The organism is Streptomyces sp. NPDC006643, from assembly GCF_042870175.1.
In the GTDB taxonomy this organism is placed as follows: Bacteria; Actinomycetota; Actinomycetes; order Streptomycetales; family Streptomycetaceae; genus Streptomyces.
On sequence record NZ_JBIAHA010000003.1, the window covers coordinates 151,152 to 170,504 of the forward strand.

The 19,353-nt window shown below is 70.3% G+C and carries 17 protein-coding genes; 9 read left to right on the forward strand and 8 right to left on the reverse strand.

From position 1 onward, the window contains the following. Positions 1-44: 44 nt before the first annotated feature. Positions 45-1,025 (reverse strand): DUF5937 family protein, encoded by a 981-nt coding sequence (locus ACFYNU_RS05670; RefSeq protein ID WP_356588183.1) that lies wholly within the window; start codon positions 1,023-1,025, stop codon positions 45-47. Positions 1,026-1,107: 82 nt separating this feature from the next. Here ACFYNU_RS05670 and ACFYNU_RS05675 point away from each other — a divergent pair, with 82 nt between their 5' ends. The 4 genes from ACFYNU_RS05675 (at position 1,108) to ACFYNU_RS05690 (ending at position 5,382) form a co-directional block, all read left to right on the forward strand. Further along, positions 1,108-2,655, forward strand: coding sequence for an MFS transporter (locus ACFYNU_RS05675; RefSeq protein WP_388765214.1), 1,548 nt, complete (start codon positions 1,108-1,110; stop codon positions 2,653-2,655). Between the two features lie 39 nt (positions 2,656-2,694). Then, entirely contained in the window at positions 2,695-3,204 is a 510-nt protein-coding gene (locus ACFYNU_RS05680; protein ID WP_356588179.1) for a MarR family transcriptional regulator, read from the forward strand. A 49-nt stretch (positions 3,205-3,253) separates the two neighbouring features. After that, on the forward strand, positions 3,254-3,580 hold the full coding sequence (locus tag ACFYNU_RS05685) for a DUF3817 domain-containing protein (RefSeq protein WP_356588177.1): 327 nt from the start codon (positions 3,254-3,256) through the stop codon (positions 3,578-3,580). An 83-nt stretch (positions 3,581-3,663) separates the two neighbouring features. Next, a complete protein-coding gene (locus ACFYNU_RS05690; RefSeq protein WP_356588175.1) occupies positions 3,664-5,382 on the forward strand; it encodes a methylmalonyl-CoA mutase family protein in 1,719 nt (572 codons plus the stop codon). A 37-nt stretch (positions 5,383-5,419) separates the two neighbouring features. On the opposite strand, the gene ACFYNU_RS05695 is transcribed toward ACFYNU_RS05690, so the two are convergent. Both ACFYNU_RS05695 and ACFYNU_RS05700 read right to left on the reverse strand, forming a co-directional pair. After that, complete coding sequence (locus ACFYNU_RS05695; protein ID WP_356588173.1) at positions 5,420-5,899, reverse strand: MarR family transcriptional regulator; 480 nt, start codon at positions 5,897-5,899, stop codon at positions 5,420-5,422. Between the two features lie 134 nt (positions 5,900-6,033). Beyond that, positions 6,034-6,663 (reverse strand): TetR/AcrR family transcriptional regulator, encoded by a 630-nt coding sequence (locus ACFYNU_RS05700; RefSeq protein WP_356588171.1) that lies wholly within the window; start codon positions 6,661-6,663, stop codon positions 6,034-6,036. Between the two features lie 363 nt (positions 6,664-7,026). On the opposite strand from ACFYNU_RS05700, the gene ACFYNU_RS05705 reads away from it, so the two are divergent. From ACFYNU_RS05705 to ACFYNU_RS05720, 4 genes are all read left to right on the forward strand, one after another. Beyond that, entirely contained in the window at positions 7,027-8,007 is a 981-nt protein-coding gene (locus ACFYNU_RS05705) for a tetratricopeptide repeat protein (protein WP_356588169.1), read from the forward strand. A 609-nt stretch (positions 8,008-8,616) separates the two neighbouring features. Then, the gene (locus tag ACFYNU_RS05710) at positions 8,617-9,246 is read left to right on the forward strand and encodes a DUF6230 family protein (protein WP_356588167.1); all 630 of its coding nucleotides are present in this window, start codon (positions 8,617-8,619) and stop codon (positions 9,244-9,246) included. A 119-nt stretch (positions 9,247-9,365) separates the two neighbouring features. Next, complete coding sequence (locus tag ACFYNU_RS05715) at positions 9,366-9,977, forward strand: DUF6114 domain-containing protein (protein ID WP_356588165.1); 612 nt, start codon at positions 9,366-9,368, stop codon at positions 9,975-9,977. Further along, a complete protein-coding gene (locus ACFYNU_RS05720) occupies positions 9,967-11,274 on the forward strand; it encodes a hypothetical protein (RefSeq protein WP_356588163.1) in 1,308 nt (435 codons plus the stop codon). Before ACFYNU_RS05715 ends, ACFYNU_RS05720 begins: the two co-directional genes overlap by 11 nt. A gap of 86 nt (positions 11,275-11,360) precedes the next feature. On the opposite strand, the gene pyk is transcribed toward ACFYNU_RS05720, so the two are convergent. The 3 genes from pyk to pta form a co-directional block, all read right to left on the reverse strand. Continuing rightward, positions 11,361-12,803 (reverse strand): pyruvate kinase, encoded by a 1,443-nt coding sequence (pyk, locus tag ACFYNU_RS05725; RefSeq protein ID WP_356588161.1) that lies wholly within the window; start codon positions 12,801-12,803, stop codon positions 11,361-11,363. A 74-nt stretch (positions 12,804-12,877) separates the two neighbouring features. Then, a complete protein-coding gene (locus ACFYNU_RS05730) occupies positions 12,878-14,092 on the reverse strand; it encodes an acetate kinase (RefSeq protein WP_356588159.1) in 1,215 nt (404 codons plus the stop codon). 83 nt (positions 14,093-14,175) lie between these two features. Further along, a complete protein-coding gene (pta, locus tag ACFYNU_RS05735; protein ID WP_356588157.1) occupies positions 14,176-16,254 on the reverse strand; it encodes a phosphate acetyltransferase in 2,079 nt (692 codons plus the stop codon). A 208-nt stretch (positions 16,255-16,462) separates the two neighbouring features. On the opposite strand from pta, the gene ACFYNU_RS05740 reads away from it, so the two are divergent. Then, on the forward strand, positions 16,463-17,488 hold the full coding sequence (locus ACFYNU_RS05740) for an ATP-dependent 6-phosphofructokinase (RefSeq protein WP_356588155.1): 1,026 nt from the start codon (positions 16,463-16,465) through the stop codon (positions 17,486-17,488). Between the two features lie 73 nt (positions 17,489-17,561). Here ACFYNU_RS05740 and ACFYNU_RS05745 read toward each other — a convergent pair whose 3' ends face one another. Both ACFYNU_RS05745 and ACFYNU_RS05750 read right to left on the reverse strand, forming a co-directional pair. After that, on the reverse strand, positions 17,562-18,386 hold the full coding sequence (locus ACFYNU_RS05745) for a carbohydrate ABC transporter permease (protein ID WP_356588153.1): 825 nt from the start codon (positions 18,384-18,386) through the stop codon (positions 17,562-17,564). Continuing rightward, a complete protein-coding gene (locus ACFYNU_RS05750) occupies positions 18,386-19,345 on the reverse strand; it encodes a carbohydrate ABC transporter permease (protein ID WP_388765225.1) in 960 nt (319 codons plus the stop codon). The genes ACFYNU_RS05745 and ACFYNU_RS05750 overlap by 1 nt, the downstream gene beginning before the upstream one ends. Positions 19,346-19,353: the final 8 nt, after the last annotated feature.

Consider the following 19,353-nt stretch of genomic DNA (forward strand, 5'->3'; position numbering starts at 1 on the left):
CACAGGACTGGGCAATCGTGACATAACGGTCACGTTCTCCGGTGCTACGACACCGCCAGCGCGATGCCGAGCGGGGTCCGCTCGTACAGCACCTGGTGCGAGTGGCGCCGCGACGTCAGCAGCCCCGCGTCGCGCAGCACCGACAGATGCGCGGACACCGAGGAGGGCGCGAGGCCCAGCCGGTGCGCGAGCGCGGTGGTCCCGGCGGGTTCGTCGAGCGCGCACAGGACATCCGCCCGGACCCGGCCGAGCAGCCGGGCCAGCGCGTCCGGCGTACGGTCGGCGGCCTCCGTCCACAGCCCGCCGATGCCGCGCGCCGGATAGATCACGGCGGGCTGCCACGGCGGCTCGTGCCCGCCGATGATCTCGGGCCAGGTGAAGACGCTCGGCATGAGGACCAGCCCGCGCCCGCCGAGGTCCTGGCTCCACTCACCGTGCGTGCCCACGACGCTGAGCGTGGAGTCCGACCAGACGAGCCGGGGGCTCAACTCACCGAGCAGCCGCCCGAGTCCGACCTCGGCGAGACGCCGCGAGTGATAGGCGATGTCGGCCTCGACGAGCGCGCGCAGCCGGGGCCAGTCGGGCTCGATCAGCCGCTCCCACACCTGCTCCAGCAGGCCGGCGATCTCCTGAACGGTCCGCGCCGGATCGGCCAGCATTCCGCGCCCGAGGTCGCTCTCGGCGGCGCCGGGCGTCTCGGCGAGCGCGAGCGCCAGGTCCTGACGGGCGATCTCCGGGGGAGTGGCCCGCACCAGCGCGATCTCCTCGGCGAAGGTGACGACGGGGCTCCGGGGCGGCGGGCAGAAGAAGTCCGGGTTGTGCCCCACACGCGGCATCACCAGCCACAACGGCCGCAGATCGAGCCCGGCTGCGGCGTCCCTGATCCGCCGCAGCCACGGCAGGTGATACCCGTGCCGCTCGGGCCGCGCGAGGGTGCGGACGGCTTCCTGCGTCTCCCACAGGGGCGACAACGCGAACCGGCAGCGGAGCAGATCGCGCTCCCCGAAGTGCAACTGGAACGCCACGGGGCCCTCGCTCCGGCAGGGGAAGATTCGGCTGACGCCGAAAGTCTAGGGCCACGCCGGTGTCGGTACGAGGCTGCCTCTCATGCCGACCGAACCATCCCGCCCGCGAACCGGCCCCACGGACGAGGCCCGCCAACCGACCCTGCCTTCGGGCGCGCCCGCCGGCCCGGGTGCCGCGAGCGGCGCGGGGGAGGCGTCGGCTGCGGCTCGTCGGCCGCGGCCCGCCCAGCAGGTGGCACACGTGCCGCCTGCCGCGCCCGCCGCGCTCGCCCCCGGCCGGTCCGCCGACCCGGACACGCACGAGCCGCGTTCCACGTCTGGGCGCGCCGCCGAGCGGGCCGAGGCCGATGGGTCGCGCGCGGGGGCGGAGGCGTACGGGCCACGGCCCCCGCACGCCGCGCCCCCGCACGCCGCCCCCGCGCCGCGCGGATATCGCGGGGTCTTCGCCGTCAAGGAATTCCGCGCCGTGTTCGCGGCGCATCTGTTGTCCCTTCTCGGGGTCGTCGTCACCGAGATCTCGCTCACCGTTCTCGTCTACGACCTCACGGGATCGCCCCTGCTCAGCGCCCTCACCTTCGCGCTCGGCTTTCTGCCGTACCTCTTCGGCGGGACCTTTCTCGCCGGAGTCGCCGACCGGTATCCGGCCCGGCGGGTGCTGGTCCTCTGTGATCTCGTCTGTGCCGGGTGCGTCGCCGTGATGGTGGTGCCCGGGACGCCCGTCGCCGGTCTGCTCGCGCTGCGGTGCGCCGTCGCCGCCGTGTCGCCCGTGTTCACCGGGACCCGGATGGCCGCGCTCACCGACATCCTCGGGGAGGGCGATCTCTACGTCCTCGGGCGTTCCCTCCTGCGGATCGTGTCGCAGAGCGCGCTCCTCGCCGGGTTCGCCGTCGGGGGCGTACTCCTGACCGTCGTGCCCCCGCGCGGGGCGATCTCGCTCACCGTCGTCACCTTCCTCTGCTCGGCCGCCCTGCTGCGCCTCGGTACGAAGGACAGGCCGGCCCGCCTCCTCAAGGAGGACGGCGGCGCGAATCTGCTGCGGGACTCGCTCGACGGCGCCCGGCTCGTCCTCGCCGACCGGCGGATCCGCGCGCTGACGCTGCTGTTCTGGGTGCCCGCGATGTTCGTCGTGGCGCCCGAGGCGCTCATGGCGCCGTACGCCGACCAGATCGGGGTGGGCCCCGCCGCGCTCGGCCTGCTGATGTGCGCGATGCCGGTCGGGCACATCGCGGCCGAACTCGTCGCGGGCGCCGCCCTCGGCCCCCGCACGCGCGCGCGGATCGTGCTTCCCTCGGCCGCCGTCGGGCTGCTGCCCCTGGTCGTCTACGCGGCCACACCGGGCGTGGTCCTGGCCCTGGTCGCCCTCGCGCTGTCCGGCGTCGGCGCCGTGTACGTCATCGGCCTCGACCAGTGGTTCGTGGCCGCCGTCCCGGACGAACTCCGGGGCCGGGCCATGACGTTGATGACCGCGGGGCTGATGACCGTCCAGGGGCTCGGCATGGCGCTGGCCGGTCTCGCCGCCGAGTTCCTGCCCGTGCACCAGGTCGTCGCCGGCGCGGGGGTGATCGGGACCGTCTGCTCGCTGCTTCTCGTGTACGAGGTGCGCCGGACCGACCCCGGAAAAAGGGAGTAGGGGCAGACCGCCAGATAAGCACTCGGTAAGGTCCATGACGTGTCCAAGCCGCTCAGCCTTGCCTTCGATCCCATCGCCCGAGCCGACGAGCTCTGGCAGCAGCGCTGGGGCCCCGTACCGTCCATGGGCGCGATCACCTCGATCATGCGGGCCCACCAGATCCTGCTCGCCGAGGTCGACGCGGTCGTCAAGCCGTACGAACTGACCTTCGCCCGGTACGAGGCGCTGGTGCTGCTCACCTTCTCCAAGGCCGGTGAGCTGCCCATGTCCAAGATCGGTGAGCGGCTGATGGTCCACCCGACCTCGGTCACGAACACCGTGGACCGCCTGGTCAGGTCCGGTCTTGTCGACAAGCGCCCCAACCCCAACGACGGCCGCGGCACCCTCGCCTCCATCACCGACAAGGGCCGCGAGGTGGTCGAGGCCGCGACCCGCGACCTGATGGCGATGGAGTTCGGCCTCGGCGCGTACGACGCGGAGGAGTGCGCCGAGATCTTCGCGATGCTGCGCCCGCTGCGCGTCTCCGCCCAGGACTTCGAGGAGAGCTGAGCGACCCCCGGCCCCCGGGGGGATTTTTCGGGTCGTTACGCTCGTGGCCATGAAACAGAGCATCCTGACCCGCTACCGGGTCATGGCGTACATCACCGCCGTCTGGCTGCTGGTCTTCACCGTCGCCATCGTGCTGAAGTACGGCTTCGACACCGGCGACACCATGGTGATCTCCCAGATCCACGGTCTGCTCTTCATCGTCTACGTCGTCTTCGCCTTCGATCTGGGCTCCAAGGCGAAGTGGCCCTTCGGTAAGCTGCTGTGGGTGCTGGCCGCCGGCTGCATCCCGGTCGCCTCGTTCTTCGTCGAACCGAAGATCACCCGCGAGATCCAGCCGTTGATCGTCCGGGACGAGACCGCCCCCGTCGAGGCCTGAGGCCCCGCGTCCGCACCGCCACGAGGAAAACTCGTGGCGGTCAGCGTTCGACTTTTACTAGGACGTCCTAGTAAATTCGAAACATGGACGCTCACGCGCACGCCGACTCCGCAGCCATCGAGGAGGGCCGCCAGCGCTGGCAGGCCCGTTACGACAAGGCCCGCAAGCGCGACGCCGACTTCAGCACGCTCTCCGGCGATCCCGTCGACCCGGTCTACGGGCCGCGTCCGGGGGACACCTACGAGGGCTTCGAGCGGATCGGCTGGCCGGGGGAGTACCCCTTCACCCGCGGGCTGCACGCGACCGGCTACCGGGGCCGTACGTGGACGATCCGCCAGTTCGCGGGTTTCGGCAACGCGCGCCAGACCAACGAGCGCTACAAGACCATCCTCGCCAACGGCGGCGGCGGTCTCTCCGTCGCCTTCGACATGCCGACCCTGATGGGCCGCGACTCCGACGACCCGCGCTCGCTCGGCGAGGTCGGCCACTGCGGCGTCGCGATCGACTCCGCCGCCGACATGGAGATCCTCTTCGGCGACCTCCCGCTCGGCGACGTCACGACGTCCATGACCATCAGCGGCCCCGCCGTCCCCGTCTTCTGCATGTATCTCGTCGCCGCCGAGCGCCAGGGCATCGACCCCGCCGTACTGAACGGCACGCTCCAGACCGACATCTTCAAGGAGTACATCGCGCAGAAGGAGTGGCTCTTCCAGCCCGAGCCCCATCTGCGGCTGATCGGCGACCTGATGGAGCACTGCGCGGCGTCCATCCCCGCGTACAAGCCCCTCTCCGTCTCCGGCTACCACATCCGCGAGGCCGGAGCCACGGCCGCGCAGGAGCTGGCGTACACCCTCGCCGACGGCTTCGGCTATGTGGAGCTGGGCCTCTCGCGCGGCATGGACGTCGACGTCTTCGCCCCCGGCCTGTCCTTCTTCTTCGACGCGCACCTCGACTTCTTCGAGGAGATCGCCAAGTTCCGCGCCGCGCGCCGGATCTGGGCGCGCTGGATGAGGGAGACGTACGGCGCCAGGACCGACAAGGCGCAGTGGCTGCGCTTCCACACCCAGACGGCGGGCGTCTCGCTCACCGCGCAGCAGCCGTACAACAACGTCGTACGGACCGCGGTCGAGGCCCTGTCGGCGGTCCTCGGCGGCACCAACTCGCTGCACACCAACGCCCTGGACGAGACCCTGGCCCTGCCCAGCGAGCAGGCCGCCGAGATCGCGCTCCGTACGCAGCAGGTGCTGATGGAGGAGACCGGCGTCGCCAACGTGGCCGACCCGCTGGGCGGTTCCTGGTACGTCGAGCAGCTCACCGACCGGATCGAGGCCGACGCGGAGAAGATCTTCGACCAGATCAAGGAGCGCGGTCTGCGGGCGCACCCCGACGGGCAGCACCCGATCGGCCCGATGACGTCCGGCATTCTGCGCGGTATCGAGGACGGCTGGTTCACCGGCGAGATCGCCGAGTCCGCGTTCCAGTACCAGCGCGCGCTGGAGAAGGGCGAGAAGCGCGTCGTCGGCGTCAACGCGCACCACGGCTCGGTCACCGGCGACCTGGAGATCCTGCGGGTCAGCCACGAGGTCGAGCGCGACCAGGTGGCCGAGCTGGCGGACCGCAAGGCCGGCCGCGACGACGCCCGTGTCCGTACGGCGCTGGACGCGATGCTGGCCTCCGCGCGCGACGGGTCGAACATGATCGGGCCGATGCTTCAGGCCGTCCGCGCGGAGGCGACGCTGGGCGAGATCTGCGGGGTCCTGCGGGACGAGTGGGGCACGTACACGGAGCCGCCCGGCTTCTGATCCCGCAAGGCCGCCGGCATGGCCCGCGGGCGGGATCTCAGCCGCCCGCCCGCGGGGTCGCCCGCGGCAGGTCGCTGTCGCCGCCCAGGTTGTCGACCATGCGGCGCAGGACGTTCAGCGCCGCCGCGTACTCGCCCGGCGAAATGCCCTCGTGCACCCGCTCGTTCACCTTTGCCAGCCGCTCCTTGGCGCGCCGCCGGCCGGCCTCTCCCGCCTCCGTGAGGACGAACGTGCCCGATTCCTCGGTGAGCCAGCCGCGGGCGACCAGATCGCCGTACACGGCCTCGAAGTCGCTGCCCTGGTCGTCGAAGGGCGCGAGCTGGTCGGTCAGCCGGGCGCGGCCCCACTCGCCGGGGGCGCCGGCGACATGGTTGAGCGTCCACCAGTGCGGCTGGGTGAGCTGTTCGGCGGCCAGCTCGGCGCGGATGGCGCCGACGACATGGCGCATCGTCGCGCCGCTCCAGTAGCCGATCGGCTGGGCGGCCAACTGCTCGGTGCTGTACTCCTGAACGGTCATGGGGGCGTCCTTTGCCGTGCGTGATCCGGAATCGGTACGCCCACGACGCTAAAAGCCCAAGTCCGCTTGAGGTCAAGTCCGCTTGAGGTCGAGCCCGCTTGAGGTCGAGCCCGCTTGATGTCGAGCGCCGGTGGTCACGCCCCCTGCATCGAGCCCAGCCCCGCCACCAGCAGCAGGGTGAAGCCGCGCGCCCACTCCTCGTCCACCGGCTCAGCGCTCACCAGCGTCCGGTGCACCACCGCGCCCGCTATCACGTCGAAGATCAGGTCGGCGTTCCGCGCCGCCGTCCCGGGGTCGCTCTCGTACGCCAACTCGCCCCGTGCCTGCGCCCGTTCACGGCCCTTGAGCACCAGACCCTTCTGCCGGTCCACGATCGCCGTACGGATCCGGTCCCGCAGCGCGTCGTCCCGCGTCGACTCGGCGACCACCGCCATCAGCGCCGTCTTGGTCTCCGGCCGCTCCAGCAGGGCGGCGAACTGGAGCACCACGCCCTCGATGTCGGCCGTGAGGCTGCCCCGGTCATGGATCTCGATCTCGTCGAAGATGACGGCGACCGCGTCGACCACGAGTTCGTTCTTGCTCGCCCAGCGCCGGTAGAGCGTGGTCTTGGCGACGCCCGCGCGCGCGGCGACGTCGCCCATCGACAGCTTGGACCAGCCCAGTTCCACCAGCGCCGCCCGGGTCGCCAGCAGGATCGCGGTGTCGGCCGCGGCGCTGCGGGGACGGCCGGAACGGGTGGGGTTGTCGTGGCGGCGGCTCAGCATGTCCGCGACCATACCCGTCGGTAGGGAGTTCGCTGTGAGTCAGTTCACCGGATGAATCTCACACGGACGGGGTAGCTTCCGGATACGCTACGGCCCGTAGCGAAAGGCCGTTTCTTCCTGGCGGTCCTTGAGCGACGACCACTGACGCGGGGTGGGGACCCCGTGTCGAACCCTGGTCCCCCACGGGGGACTTGCCCCGTACGTGTTCAGGTCATGCGCGGGGCTCGTGCAGGCGTGACGACCGTGTCCGCCCGTGCGCTCCGCGGCCTGCGGGGTTCGCGGGGACGGGCGCGGTTGTGCATGGCCGGTACACACTGTCCGATTGCTTTTCACATGCGCGCGCGGAGAGGGGAGGATGTACTCATGCAGCCTAGGAACATGTCCATGAGCGGCGTCGTCGATCTCGCCGCGGTGAAGGCGGCCGGTGAGGCCAAGGCCAAGGCCGAGCAGGCCCGCGCCGAGGCGGCCCGTCGGGGCGACACCGGTGCCGTACCCCCCTCCAGTCTGGTGATCGACGTCGACGAGGCGGGCTTCGAGCGCGACGTCCTCCAGCGCTCCTCCGAGGTCCCGGTCGTCATCGACTTCTGGGCCGAGTGGTGCGAGCCGTGCAAGCAGCTCAGTCCCGTGCTGGAGCGGCTGGCGCGTGAGTACAACGGCCGGTTCGTCCTCGCCAAGGTCGACGTCGACGCCAACCAGATGTTGATGCAGCAGTTCCAGATCCAGGGCATTCCCGCGGTCTTCGCCGTGGTGGCCGGCCAGGCGCTGCCCCTCTTCCAGGGCGCGGCCCCCGAGACCCAGATCCGCGAGACGCTCGACCAGTTGATCCAGGTCGGCGAGCAGCGCTTCGGGCTCACCGGCATCACGGTCGACGCCGAGGCGGAGGCCGGCGCGGACGACGGGTCGGCGGCGCCGGCCGAGCAGGCGGGACCGTACGACGCGCTGCTCGAAGCGGCCGTACGCGCCCTGGACGCCGACGACTTCGGCGGCGCCGCGCAGGCGTACCGCAATGTGCTCGCGGACGACCCGGGCAATACGGAGGCGAAGCTCGGTCTCGCCCAGGCCGAACTGCTCGCCCGGGTCAAGGGGATGGACCCGCAGCAGGTGCGCAAGGACGCGGCGGAGCGGCCGGACGACGTGCCCGCCCAGATCGCCGCGGCCGACCTCGATCTGGTCGGCGGTCATGTGGAGGACGCCTTCGGCCGGTTGGTCGAGGCCGTACGGCGCACGGCGGGGGAGGACCGGGACGCGGCGCGGCTGCGGCTGCTCGAACTCTTCGAGGTGATCGGCTCGGACGACCCCCGGGTGACGGCGGCCCGCTCCGCGCTCGCGCGGGTGCTTTTCTGACCTAGTACCGGGTCCGTTCCGGGCATTGGACGGACGCGTGGCGATTTGCCGACCCGACGACACCGACGGCCCCGCTTTACCAAAACTTGGTAAAGCGGGGCCGCTGTTACTCCGAGTAAATCAACCTGCTTGGTCTGTCCGGTTATTGGCGGTATTCACGAGTTCTGTCGGGGCGATTTGGGGCACCCTGTGTGCCCGTGCGACGCCGCCACGTGGCCCCTTCGTGAACCACTCATTACTTGCCAGTAACGAACCCCCTTGTGCCCCGAGCGCGAATACACCACGATCGTCCACGCTCGGTCCAACAGCGCACCGGCGCGGCGATCCGGCCGTGGCCACCGCACGTTGGATCCCCACCGGGCGGGCCGGCGGAGCAGTGGCGCCGACCCACGGACAGGGGGGTTCCCGTCGACCGGCGGGGCCTGTCCGGCGGCCACGCGACGCGCGTGGTCCAGTGGTTGTCGCTCGGGGGTGATCGTCGGTGATTCTGACGCGGCTCGTTCCGCTGATACGCAACGGCGCTCTCCTTCCCGAGGACGTAGCACTTCTCCCATCCCAGGACGGGCCCAGGCCCGATCCGGAGATGTACGTCCGAGAAGGAGGAAAGTGATGGAGTCCCAAGCACGTGGCGGGACCAGATGGAAGCGGTTCGCCGTTGTCATGGTGCCGAGCGTGGCCGCGACGGCCGCGATAGGTGTCGCTCTGGCACAGGGCGCGCTCGCCGCGTCGTTCAGTGTGTCGGGGCAGAGTTTCAAGGTCTCGGCCGACGAACTGGTCGGCTATGACTTCGTTCAGTACGGAAGCATGGCCGACGGTACCGATCTCAAGGGCAACAAGACCGCCCACCCGGTGGCCGTCTCCGGCTTCAGCCGGGCGAAGATCACCAACATGTGCCAGTCGGTGGTCACTCCGGACGTCCCGATCTTCGGCAGTGTCAGCCTTGAACTGCGGGCCGGCACCAACCCCAAGAAGCCGGTACGGGCGACCAATCTGTATCTGGACGTCGCCGATCTCAAGGCGGACGCGAAGTTCAGGAACATCGACATCGGCGTCGCGGCCAAGGACGCGGGGATCCAGCCGGGGACCGAGAAGAAGGTCAACCCGTTCGGTTTCGCCCAGCGCGCCGAGAAGGCGACACTGACCGATGTCGAGCAGACGGCGTGGGCCACCACGGCCGGCACCTTCGAGCTGAGCAATCTGAGCCTGAAGCTGCACAAGGGCACCAAGGAGTGCTACTAGACCCTGACCGGGTCCTGAGCACATGCCCCATTTGGGGCGGGCGCGCCCGTATGAGGCGGTCGCGTCCGCCCACTCCCCCAATTTCTCACAGCAACACCGGTTCCAGGGAGCTGTTTTCCATGAGCGCCGAGTCTTCGGATCCCCGCGGCCGATTCACGTACTGGCGGCTGCGCTTCCGCGCCTGGCGGGGTACTCGGCCGTTCTGGGCGGGGTTGTTGACACTCCTCAGCGGAGTGCCGATCGCCTACTTCCCCTACGCCAACCTCAAGATCGGCAATCTCACGCTGACCATGGCGACCACCGCCGGCGCGGGCTCGCTGATCATCGGAGTCCTGCTGGCCACGCTCGGTCTGACGATGTGGTTCCAGAGCATCGTGCGGGTGTTCGCGGGTGTCGCCACGATCCTGCTGGGACTTGTCTCGATACCCGTGTCGAACCTCGGCGGATTCATGTTCGGCGTACTTCTCGCCCTCATCGGCGGAGGTCTGTCCATCGCCTGGGCGCCGGGCCGGCCCGCGGACGAGGAGCACGCGGACGACTCGGGCCACGGCCGGCCGGCCAAGCACGCGGCCGTACGACAGCAGACGTTCGTGCCGGACGGCGGCGCCGTCGACCAGGGAACCCCGGACGGGGGCGGGGACGGCCCTTTTCTCCCCGGCCCGTCTGACGGGGACCCGAATCTGACGGACACGACTGCTCATGCCAACGGCGGGAGGAACAGTGCGGGGTGAGGACACGCGGCCGGAGACGGCCGGCGGCGGGCGGGCCCGCGAGAGAAGCGGCCCGCGCCACGCCGCCCCCAGGAAGTCGCTGCTGACCAAGCTCCAGATCCCGGCCGGCAAGGCGTTCGCGCTGGCCGCGATGCCGACGGCGGTGTTCGTCGGGATGGGGCTCACGCCCCGGCTGGCGCTGGCCGAGGACGCCAAGGACATTCCGTTCGCGCCGGGGCCGTGCGTCACGCGCTCGGACGAGCCGCCGGAGGAGTCCGCCTCGCCGTCGCCGTCCGACAAGCCGTCGGACGAGGCGTCCGGCGATCCGTCCGAGGGCCCGTCGGGGGACGCCACGGGCGAGCCGGAACCGCCCACGGGCGGCGACGGTCCCGAGCCTTCACCCGGCGAGACGCCGCCCGCGTCCGACGCCTCGAAGCCGGCCGCGCCGAAGGATCCCGCGCCGGAGCCGAGCGAGTCGGAGCCCAGGAATCCGCTGGACCCGCTGGGGCTGGGTGACGCGCTGGGCGACCTTCTCGGCGTACCGGACAAGGACAAGGACAAGGAGACCGACGAGGGCAAGGAGCCGGAGAAGCCGGCCGACCCTCCGAAGTCGGAGAAGCCCGAGTCCGACAAGCCCGAGTCCGACAAGCCCGCGGACCCGAAGCCGGATTCGGACTCGGACTCGGACGGCGACTCGTCCGACAGCACCGAGGACGCCATCAGGGAGGCCGCGGAGAAGGCCGGGGCGGATGTCGAGGAGCTGGACGACGACGCGAAGGGACTCGACGCCCGCAAGGACGACGACATCCCCGAGGGCGCCGACGGCAAGCCGCGCTTCCCCTGCCCGGAGGCCGACCCGGAGGCGCTGGCCGCCGCCGAACTGGAGCCCGGCATCCCGCTGTTGCCGGACGACCCGTGGCGGCTGGAGACCACGAAGCTCACGCTGCGAGGTCTGGACTACCACGGCATCGTCGAGGTGAAGACGGGCAGCGGAAAGGTCAAGAAGGCGCTGAAGTTCACCGCCTCCGAGGTGGACATCAAGGACCTGCACCAGAAGGTCGTCTACCCCGAGGGCCGCACGGCGCACGTGGCGAGCAGGCCGGACTCCACGTCGACCATCCGCGACGGTGAAGTCACCATGTACACCGAGAAGTTGACGGGCAATCTGTTCGGTCTGATCCCCATCGAGTTCAGCCCGGAGACCCCGCCGCCGCTCAACGTCCCGTTCGCGTTCTTCACGGACGCCCAGGTGGTCCAGGCGGGCCAGTTCGGCGGCACGCTCACCGTACCCGGACTGCACAACTACATCACCGACTGACCGAACGCCGGACGGGCCGCACAGCTGACTGTGCGGCCCGTCCGGCGTTCGGCGTTCGGCGTGCGCCGCCGAGGTTCTGAAGCGGCTCAGCTGTTGTCGGCGGCGGCGCGCATGTCGCCCAGGTGATGGACACGGACCATGTTGGTCGTGCCGGGCACACCGGGCGGGGAGCCGGCCGTGATGACCATGATGTCCGACTCGCTGTACCGCTGGAGCTTCAGCAGCTCCGCGTCCACGAGATCGACCATCGCGTCCGTGGTGTCCACATGCGGTACGACGAAGGACTCGACGCCCCAGCTCAGCGAGAGCTGGTTGCGCGTCGCCTCGTCCGAGGTGAAGGCCAGGATCGGCTGACACGTGCGGTAGCGCGAGAGCCGGCGGGCCGTGTCGCCGGACTGGGTGAAGGCGATCAGCGCCTTGCCGCCCAGGAAGTCCGCGATCTCACAGGCCGCGCGCGCGACCGAACCACCCTGCGTACGGGGCTTCTTGCCCGGTACGAGCGGCTGGAGGCCCTTGGACAGCAGCTCCGTCTCGGCCGCGACGACGATCTTCGACATGGTCTTGACGGTCTCGATCGGATACGCGCCGACGGACGACTCCGCCGACAGCATGACCGCGTCGGCCCCGTCCAGGATCGCGTTCGCCACGTCGGACGCCTCGGCGCGCGTCGGACGGGAGTTGGTGATCATCGACTCCATCATCTGGGTCGCCACGATCACCGGCTTGGCGTTGCGACGGCACAGCTCGATGAGGCGCTTCTGCACCATCGGGACCTTTTCGAGCGGGTACTCGACGGCCAGGTCGCCACGGGCCACCATGATGCTGTCGAACGCCGCGACGACGGCCTCCATGTTGGCGACGGCCTGCGGCTTCTCGACCTTCGCGATGACGGGGACCCGGCGGCCCTCCTCATCCATGATCTTGTGGACGTCGTTGATGTCGTCCGCGTCGCGCACGAAGGACAGCGCGATCATGTCGCAGCCCATCCGCAGGGCGAAACGCAAGTCCTCGACGTCCTTCTCGGAGAGCGCCGGGACATTGACCGCCGTACCCGGCAGGTTGATGCCCTTGTGGTCGGAGATGACCCCGCCCTCGATGACCAGGGTCTTGACCCGCGGGCCCTCGACCTCGGTCACCCGCAGCTCGACGTTGCCGTCGTTGATCAGGACCTGGTCGCCCTTGGCGACGTCCCCGGGCAGGCCCTTGTAGGTGGTGCCGCAGATGCCCTTGTCCCCGGCGACATCCTCGGTGGTGATGACGAACTCGTCACCGCGCACCAGCTCGACGGGCCCCTCGGCGAAGGTCTCCAGCCGGATCTTCGGGCCCTGGAGGTCGACGAGTACGCCCACGGCCCGGCCGGTGGCCTCGGCCGCCTTCCGGACGCGGTGGTAACGCTCCTCGTGCTCGGGGTGGGACCCGTGGCTCATATTCAGTCGGGCCACGTTCATACCGGCCTCGATGAGCGATTTCAACTGCTCGTACGAGTCGACGGCGGGGCCTAGTGTGCAGACAATTTTGGAACGGCGCATAAGGCGGATCCTATCGGTTTGTTTCGAGTCGGAATATTCCGTCTGGCGGAAAGTACAAATGGGCGGGGTGGCGCTCAGGCGTCGACCGGGCCGACCAGCGCGAAAGTCTGGCGGGCGATCTCCATTTCCTCATCGGTCGGCACCACGGCGACGGCGACGCGCGCGTGTTCCGGCGATACGAGGCGCGGCTCGCCGGACCGTACGGCGTTCAGCCGCGCGTCCACGACCAGCCCCAACTCCCCGAGCCCGGCGATCGCGGCGGCTCGTACCGGCGCCGCGTTCTCACCGACCCCCGCGGTGAACACCACCGCGTCCACCCGGCCCAGCACCGCGTAATAGGCGCCGATGTACTTCTTCAGCCGATGGATGTAAATCTCGAAGGCCAGCGTCGCCGCCGCGTCACCGGCGTCGACCCGGCGGCGGATCTCCCGCATGTCGTTGTCACCGCAGAGCCCTGCCAGTCCGCTCTTCTTGTTCAGAAGTTCATCGATCTCGTCCGTGCCCATTTCGGCGACCCGCTCCAGATGGAAGACCACCGCCGGATCGATGTCTCCCGAGCGCGTACCCATCACCAGCCCCTCCAAGGGGGTCAGCCCCATCGAGGTGTCCACGCAGCGCCCGCCCGCGACGGCCGACGCCGACGCCCCGTTGCCCAGGTGCAGCACGATCAGATTCAGCTCCTCGGGCGCGCGGCCCAGCAGCTCGGCGGCGCGCCGGGAGACATACGCGTGCGAGGTGCCGTGGAAGCCGTACCGGCGGATCCGGTGCGCGTCGGCCGTCGCGACGTCGATCGCGTACCGCGCGGCGGACTCAGGCATCGTCGAGTGGAACGCCGTGTCGAAGACCGCGACCTGCGGCAGATCGGGGCGCAGGGCCCGCGCGGTCCGGATACCCGTGATGTTCGCCGGGTTGTGCAGCGGCGCCAGCGGCACCAGCCGCTCGATCTCCGCGAGCACGGCGTCGTCGATCACGGCCGGGGCGCTGAACTCCGGCCCGCCGTGCACCACCCGGTGGCCGATCGCCGCCAGCTCGGGGGAGTCGAGGCCGATGCCGTCGTGCGCCAGCTCCTCGGCGACGGCCGACAGTGCCCGTGTGTGGTCGGCGATCCGCTCCGTACGCTCCCGCGCCTCGCCCGTGGGCGGTGTGTGGGCCAGGCGGGACGTGCTCTCGCCGATCCGCTCGACGAGGCCGGCGGCGAGACGGCTGCCGTCGCGCATGTCCAGCAGCTGGTACTTCACCGACGAGGAGCCGGAGTTGAGCACGAGGACTCGGGTGGCGTGCGAGGTCACGGGCAGGATGCCTTTCGGTCGGGCTCGGGTGGTGGACGGTGGCGGCCGGCGGTGGCCGGTGGGGGCCGGGGGAGGTCGCGGAGTTACGCGTCGTCGCCCTGCGCCTGTACGGCGGTGATCGCGACGGTGTTCACGATGTCCTGCACCAGGGCGCCGCGCGACAGGTCGTTCACCGGCTTGCGCAGCCCCTGCATCACCGGCCCCACCGCCACCGCGCCCGCCGAACGCTGCACGGCCTTGTACGTGTTGTTGCCGGTGTTCAGGTCGGGGAAGATCAGCACCGTCGCGCGCCCCGCCACCTCCGAATCCGGCAGCTTCGTCGCGGCCACGCTCGGCTCCACCGCCGCGTCGTACTGGATCGGCCCCTCGATCCGCAGCTCGGGCCGCGCCTCGCGCACCAGCTCCGTCGCCTCGCGCACCTTGTCGACGTCCGCGCCGGAGCCCGAGGTCCCGGTCGAGTAGGACAGCATCGCGATCCGCGGCTCCACCCCGAACCGCGCGGCGGTCGCGGCGGCCTGCACCGCGATGTCCGCGAGCTGCGTGGCGTCCGGGTCCGGGATGACGGCGCAGTCGCCGTACACGAGCACCTTGTCGGCCAGGCACATGAAGAAGACGGACGAGACGCTGGACGAGGCCGATCTGGTCTTGATGATCTCGAACGCCGGGCGGATCGTGGCCGCCGTGGAGTGCACCGAACCCGACACCATGCCGTCGGCCAGGCCCGCGTCCACCATCAGCGTGCCGAAGTAGTTCACGTCGGCCACCACGTCGTGCGCCAGCTCCACCGTCACGCCCCGGTGCGCGCGCAGCTGCGCGTAGCGCTCGGCGAACCGCTGCCGCAGCTCGTCCGTCGCCGGGTCGATCAGCTGGGTGCCCGCCAGGTCGATACCGAGATCGGCGGCCTTCTTCACGATGGTGTCGACATCCCCGAGGAGCGTCAGGTCGCACACGTCGCGGCGCAGCAGCACATCGGCCGCGCGCAGCACCCGCTCCTCCGTGCCCTCGGGCAGCACGACCCGGCGGCGTACGGAACGGGCCTGCTCCAGCAGGTCGTGCTCGAACATCATCGGCGTCACCCGGCCGCTGCGCGCCACCGAGATCCGCGCCAGCAGATCGCCGGTGTTCACGTACCGCTCGAACAGACCCAGCGCCGTCTCCGCCTTGCGCGGCGTATCGGCGTTCAACTTCCCCTCCAGGGCGAAGAGTTCGCCCGCCGTGGGGAAGGAACTGGCGGCCACCGAGACGACCGGGGTACCGGGCGCGAGCTTGGCGGCGAGGGTGAGGACCGAATCGGCCGGCCGCTCGTCCAGCGTCAGCAGGATGCCCGCGATGGGCGGCGTCCCCGCCGAGTGCGCGGCGAGCGCGCCCACCACCAGGTCCGCGCGGTCCCCCGGCGTCACCAGCAGACAGCCCGGCGTCAGCGCGCCCAGCAGATTCGGCAGCATCGCGCCGCCGAAGACGAAGTCGAGCGCGTCGCGCGCCAGACCGGCTTCGTCGCCGAGCAGCACCGTGCCGCCGAGGGCGCGGGTGATCTGCGCGACGGTCGGGGCGGCCAGCGCCGCCTCGTCGGGGAGGGTGTAACAGGGCACCGGCAGCTGCGCCCCGAGCTGGGCGTCGATCGCGTCGCGGTCCTCGGGGGCGACCCGGTTCACGACCATCGCGAGGACGTCGCAGCCGAGCCCGGCGTACGCCCGGTGGGCGTTGCGTGCCTCGGACTGTACGGAGTCGGCCCCTTGGCCCTTGCCGCCGACCACCGGTATGACGGAGGCGCCGAACTCATTGGCCAGGCGCGCGTTGAGCGACAGCTCGTCGGGCAGCTGGGTGGCGGCGAAGTCGGTGCCGAGGACGAGCACGACCTCGTAGTCCCGGGCGACTTCGTGGAAGCGCCGTACGAGCTGCTGGACCAGTTCGTCCGTACCGCCTTCGGCCTGGATCGCGGCGGCGTCCGCGTACCGCAGGCCGTAGCCGGACGCGGGGTCCTGCGAGAGCCGGTAGCGGGCCCGCAGCAGGTCGAACAGGCGGTCGGGGCCGTTGTCGTGCACCAGCGGGCGGAAGACGCCCACGCGGTCCACCTGGCGGGTCAGTAGCTCCATGACCCCCAGCTCGACGACCTGCCGGCCGTCGCCGCGCTCGATCCCGGTCACGTACACGCTGCGTGTCACCGCGTGCTCTCCTGTTCGACGAAGATGGTGGGGGTGGTGCGGACCGGCAGCGGTGGGGCGGGAGGGGAAATTCCTGTTTCTGCCGTTAGGCCCGTTAGGGTGGCAAAGCCCTCTTGACAATACCTGTGGGGGTGGGTACGGCGCCTCCGCGACGGGTCGTCCGCGGCCCGCACAAGACACCCCCCTAGCGAGCAGGAGACACAGCGCGATGCGTATCGGAGTTCTCACCGCAGGCGGCGACTGTCCCGGCCTGAACGCCGTGATCCGTTCGGTCGTGCACCGCGCGATGACCGGACACGGGGACGAGGTCATCGGATTCGAGGACGGCTTCAAGGGCCTCCTCGACGGTCACTACCGCCCGCTCGACCTCGACTCCGTCAGCGGCATCCTCGCGCGCGGCGGCACGATCCTCGGCTCGGCCCGGCTGGAGCGCGGCCGGCTGCGGGAAGCGGCCGAGAGCGCGGACGAGTTGGGCCGTAAGTACGGCATCGACGCGCTGATCCCGATCGGCGGCGAGGGCACGCTCACGGCGGCCCGGATGCTCTCCGACGCGGGGATGCCGGTGGTGGGCGTACCGAAGACCATCGACAACGACATCTCGTCCACGGACCGCACCTTCGGCTTCGACACGGCCGTGATGGTCGCGACCGAGGCCATCGACCGGCTCAAGACCACGGCCGAGTCGCATCAGCGCGTCATGGTCGTCGAGGTCATGGGCCGGCACGCCGGATGGATCGCGCTGGAGTCGGGCATGGCGGGCGGCGCGCACGGCATCTGTCTGCCGGAGCGGCCGTTCGAGGTGGACAGCATCGTGAAGATGGTCGAGGAGCGCTTCGCGCGCGGCAAGAAGTTCGCCGTCATCTGCGTCGCCGAGGGCGCGCACCCGGCGGAGGGTTCCATGCACTACGTGAAGGGCGAGATCGACCAGTTCGGCCACGAACGCTTCGAGGGCATCGGCAACCGCCTCGCGGGCGAGCTGGAGCGCCGGATGGGCAAGGAGGCCAGGCCGGTCATCCTCGGCCATGTGCAGCGCGGGGGGACGCCGACCGCGTACGACAGGGTGCTGGCGACGCGCTTCGGCTGGCACGCGGTGGAGGCCGTCCACAACGGCGACTTCGGCAGGATGACGGCGCTGCATGGCACGAAGGTGGCGATGGTGCCGCTGGCGGAGGCGGTCACCCGCCTGAAGAGGGTGCCGGAGAACCGGATGTTCGAGGCGGAGTCGGTCTTCTAGGGCGTACGGGGCCGGGGCCCCCGGCCCCGTACGGCGCGACGCGGTGGGTACGGCGCGGTGCGGTGCGGCGGTGCTACCCCTTCACCGCACCGCCCAGCGCGAAGCCCCCGCCCAGCCGGCGCGAGATCAGGATGTACAGCAGCAGCACCGGCGTGGAGTAGAGGATCGAGAACGCCGCGAGCTGGCCGTAGACCACCGAGCCGTAGTTGCCGAAGAACGTGAAGATCGATACGGACGCGGGCAGTTGGTCGGGGCTGAGCAGCAGCATGAAGGGGACGAAGAAGTTCCCCCAGAGCTGGATGAACGTGTAGATCATGACGACCGTCATGCCCGGCCCCATCAGCGGCAGCACGATCCGGGTCAGCGTCTGGAGCATCGAGGCCCCGTCCGTCCACGCCGCCTCCTCCAGGACGGTCGGCACCCCGTCCATGAAGTTCTTCATCAGCCAGATGGAGAAGGGCAGTTGGGACGTCGCGAGGAAGAGCGCCGTGCCGTACATCGTGTCGACCAGATTGACCTGGACGAAGAGTCCGTACACCGGGACCATGATCGCGGTGATCGGCAGACACGTCGTGAACAGGATGGTCAGCAGATACGGGCGGCTGAACCGCGAGCGGTAGCGCGACAGCGGGTACGCCGCCAGCGCCGCGCACGCCACGGTGAGGATCGTCGCACTGCCACACAGCAGCAGGCTGTTGAGCATCGGTGTGAACGTGATCTCGTCCGTCAGTACCGCGCTGAAGTTCTCCGTCGTCGGCGACGACGGCAGCCGTACCCGCAGATCCGCCTCGGCGTCGATCGAGGACAGCACCAGCCACAGCAGCGGCAGCAGGAAGGCCGCGGCCACCACGGCCAGCGCGGCGTCCGAGGCGAGCCGGACGCGAGTGGCGCGCTTCATCACACCTCCACCTTGAGCAGACGCACATAGACGATCGAGAACAGCGCGCCCACGAGAAGCAGCAGCAGCGCGACCGCCGTGCCGTAACCGATCAGGCTCTTGAGGAACGCCTGGTCGTACATGAACACCGGCAGGGTCTGGCTGCGGTTGCCCGGACCGCCGCGTGTCATCGCCCAGATCAGTCCGAAGACGGAGAGGGTGGAGAGCGTGTTGAGCATCAGATTGGTGCCGATGGAGCGCCGGATCATCGGCAGCGTGATGAACCACAGCCGCCGTACGCCGTTCGCGCCGTCGACCTCGGCCGCCTCCGTGATCTCCTTCGGGATCTCGGAGAGCGCGGCGGAGTAGATCAGCATCGAGAACGCCGTCCCCCGCCACACGTTGGCGAACGACACCGCCAGGATCGGCAGGGTGAACAGCCAGTTCTGGGACGGCAGATGGAGCCAGTCCAGGATGGCGTTCAGCGTCCCCTCGCGGCGGAAGAACGCGTACAGCAGGAACGCCGCGACGATCTCCGGCAGCACCCACGCCGCGATCACCACGGCGCCGGTGACGGTGCGCACCGGCCGGGACGCGGCCCGCATCAGACCGGCCAGCGCCAGCCCGATCGTGTTCTGGCCGACGATCGAGGAGACGAAGGTGAAGACGAGCGTCAGCCAGACCGCGTTGCGGAAGTTGTCGTCGGCGAAGGCCCGCCGGAAGTTGTCCAGGCCGACGAAGTCGGAGGTGGACGAGCCCGTCAACTGCGTGTTGGTGAAGGCGATCCAGACGCAGTAGCCGATCGGCCCGGCGAGGAACAGGAGCAGCAGTACGGTCGCGGGGGCGAGCGGGAGCCAGCGCAACGGCCGCGCCCTCGCCTTGCGGCCGTCGCGGCCGGTGCCCCGCTGTCCGCCGTCGGCCGGCGCCACGGGCGGCTTGCTCACCGGGGCGCCGGCCGCGGCGCCGCTCACCGCGCTCACGACGCCCC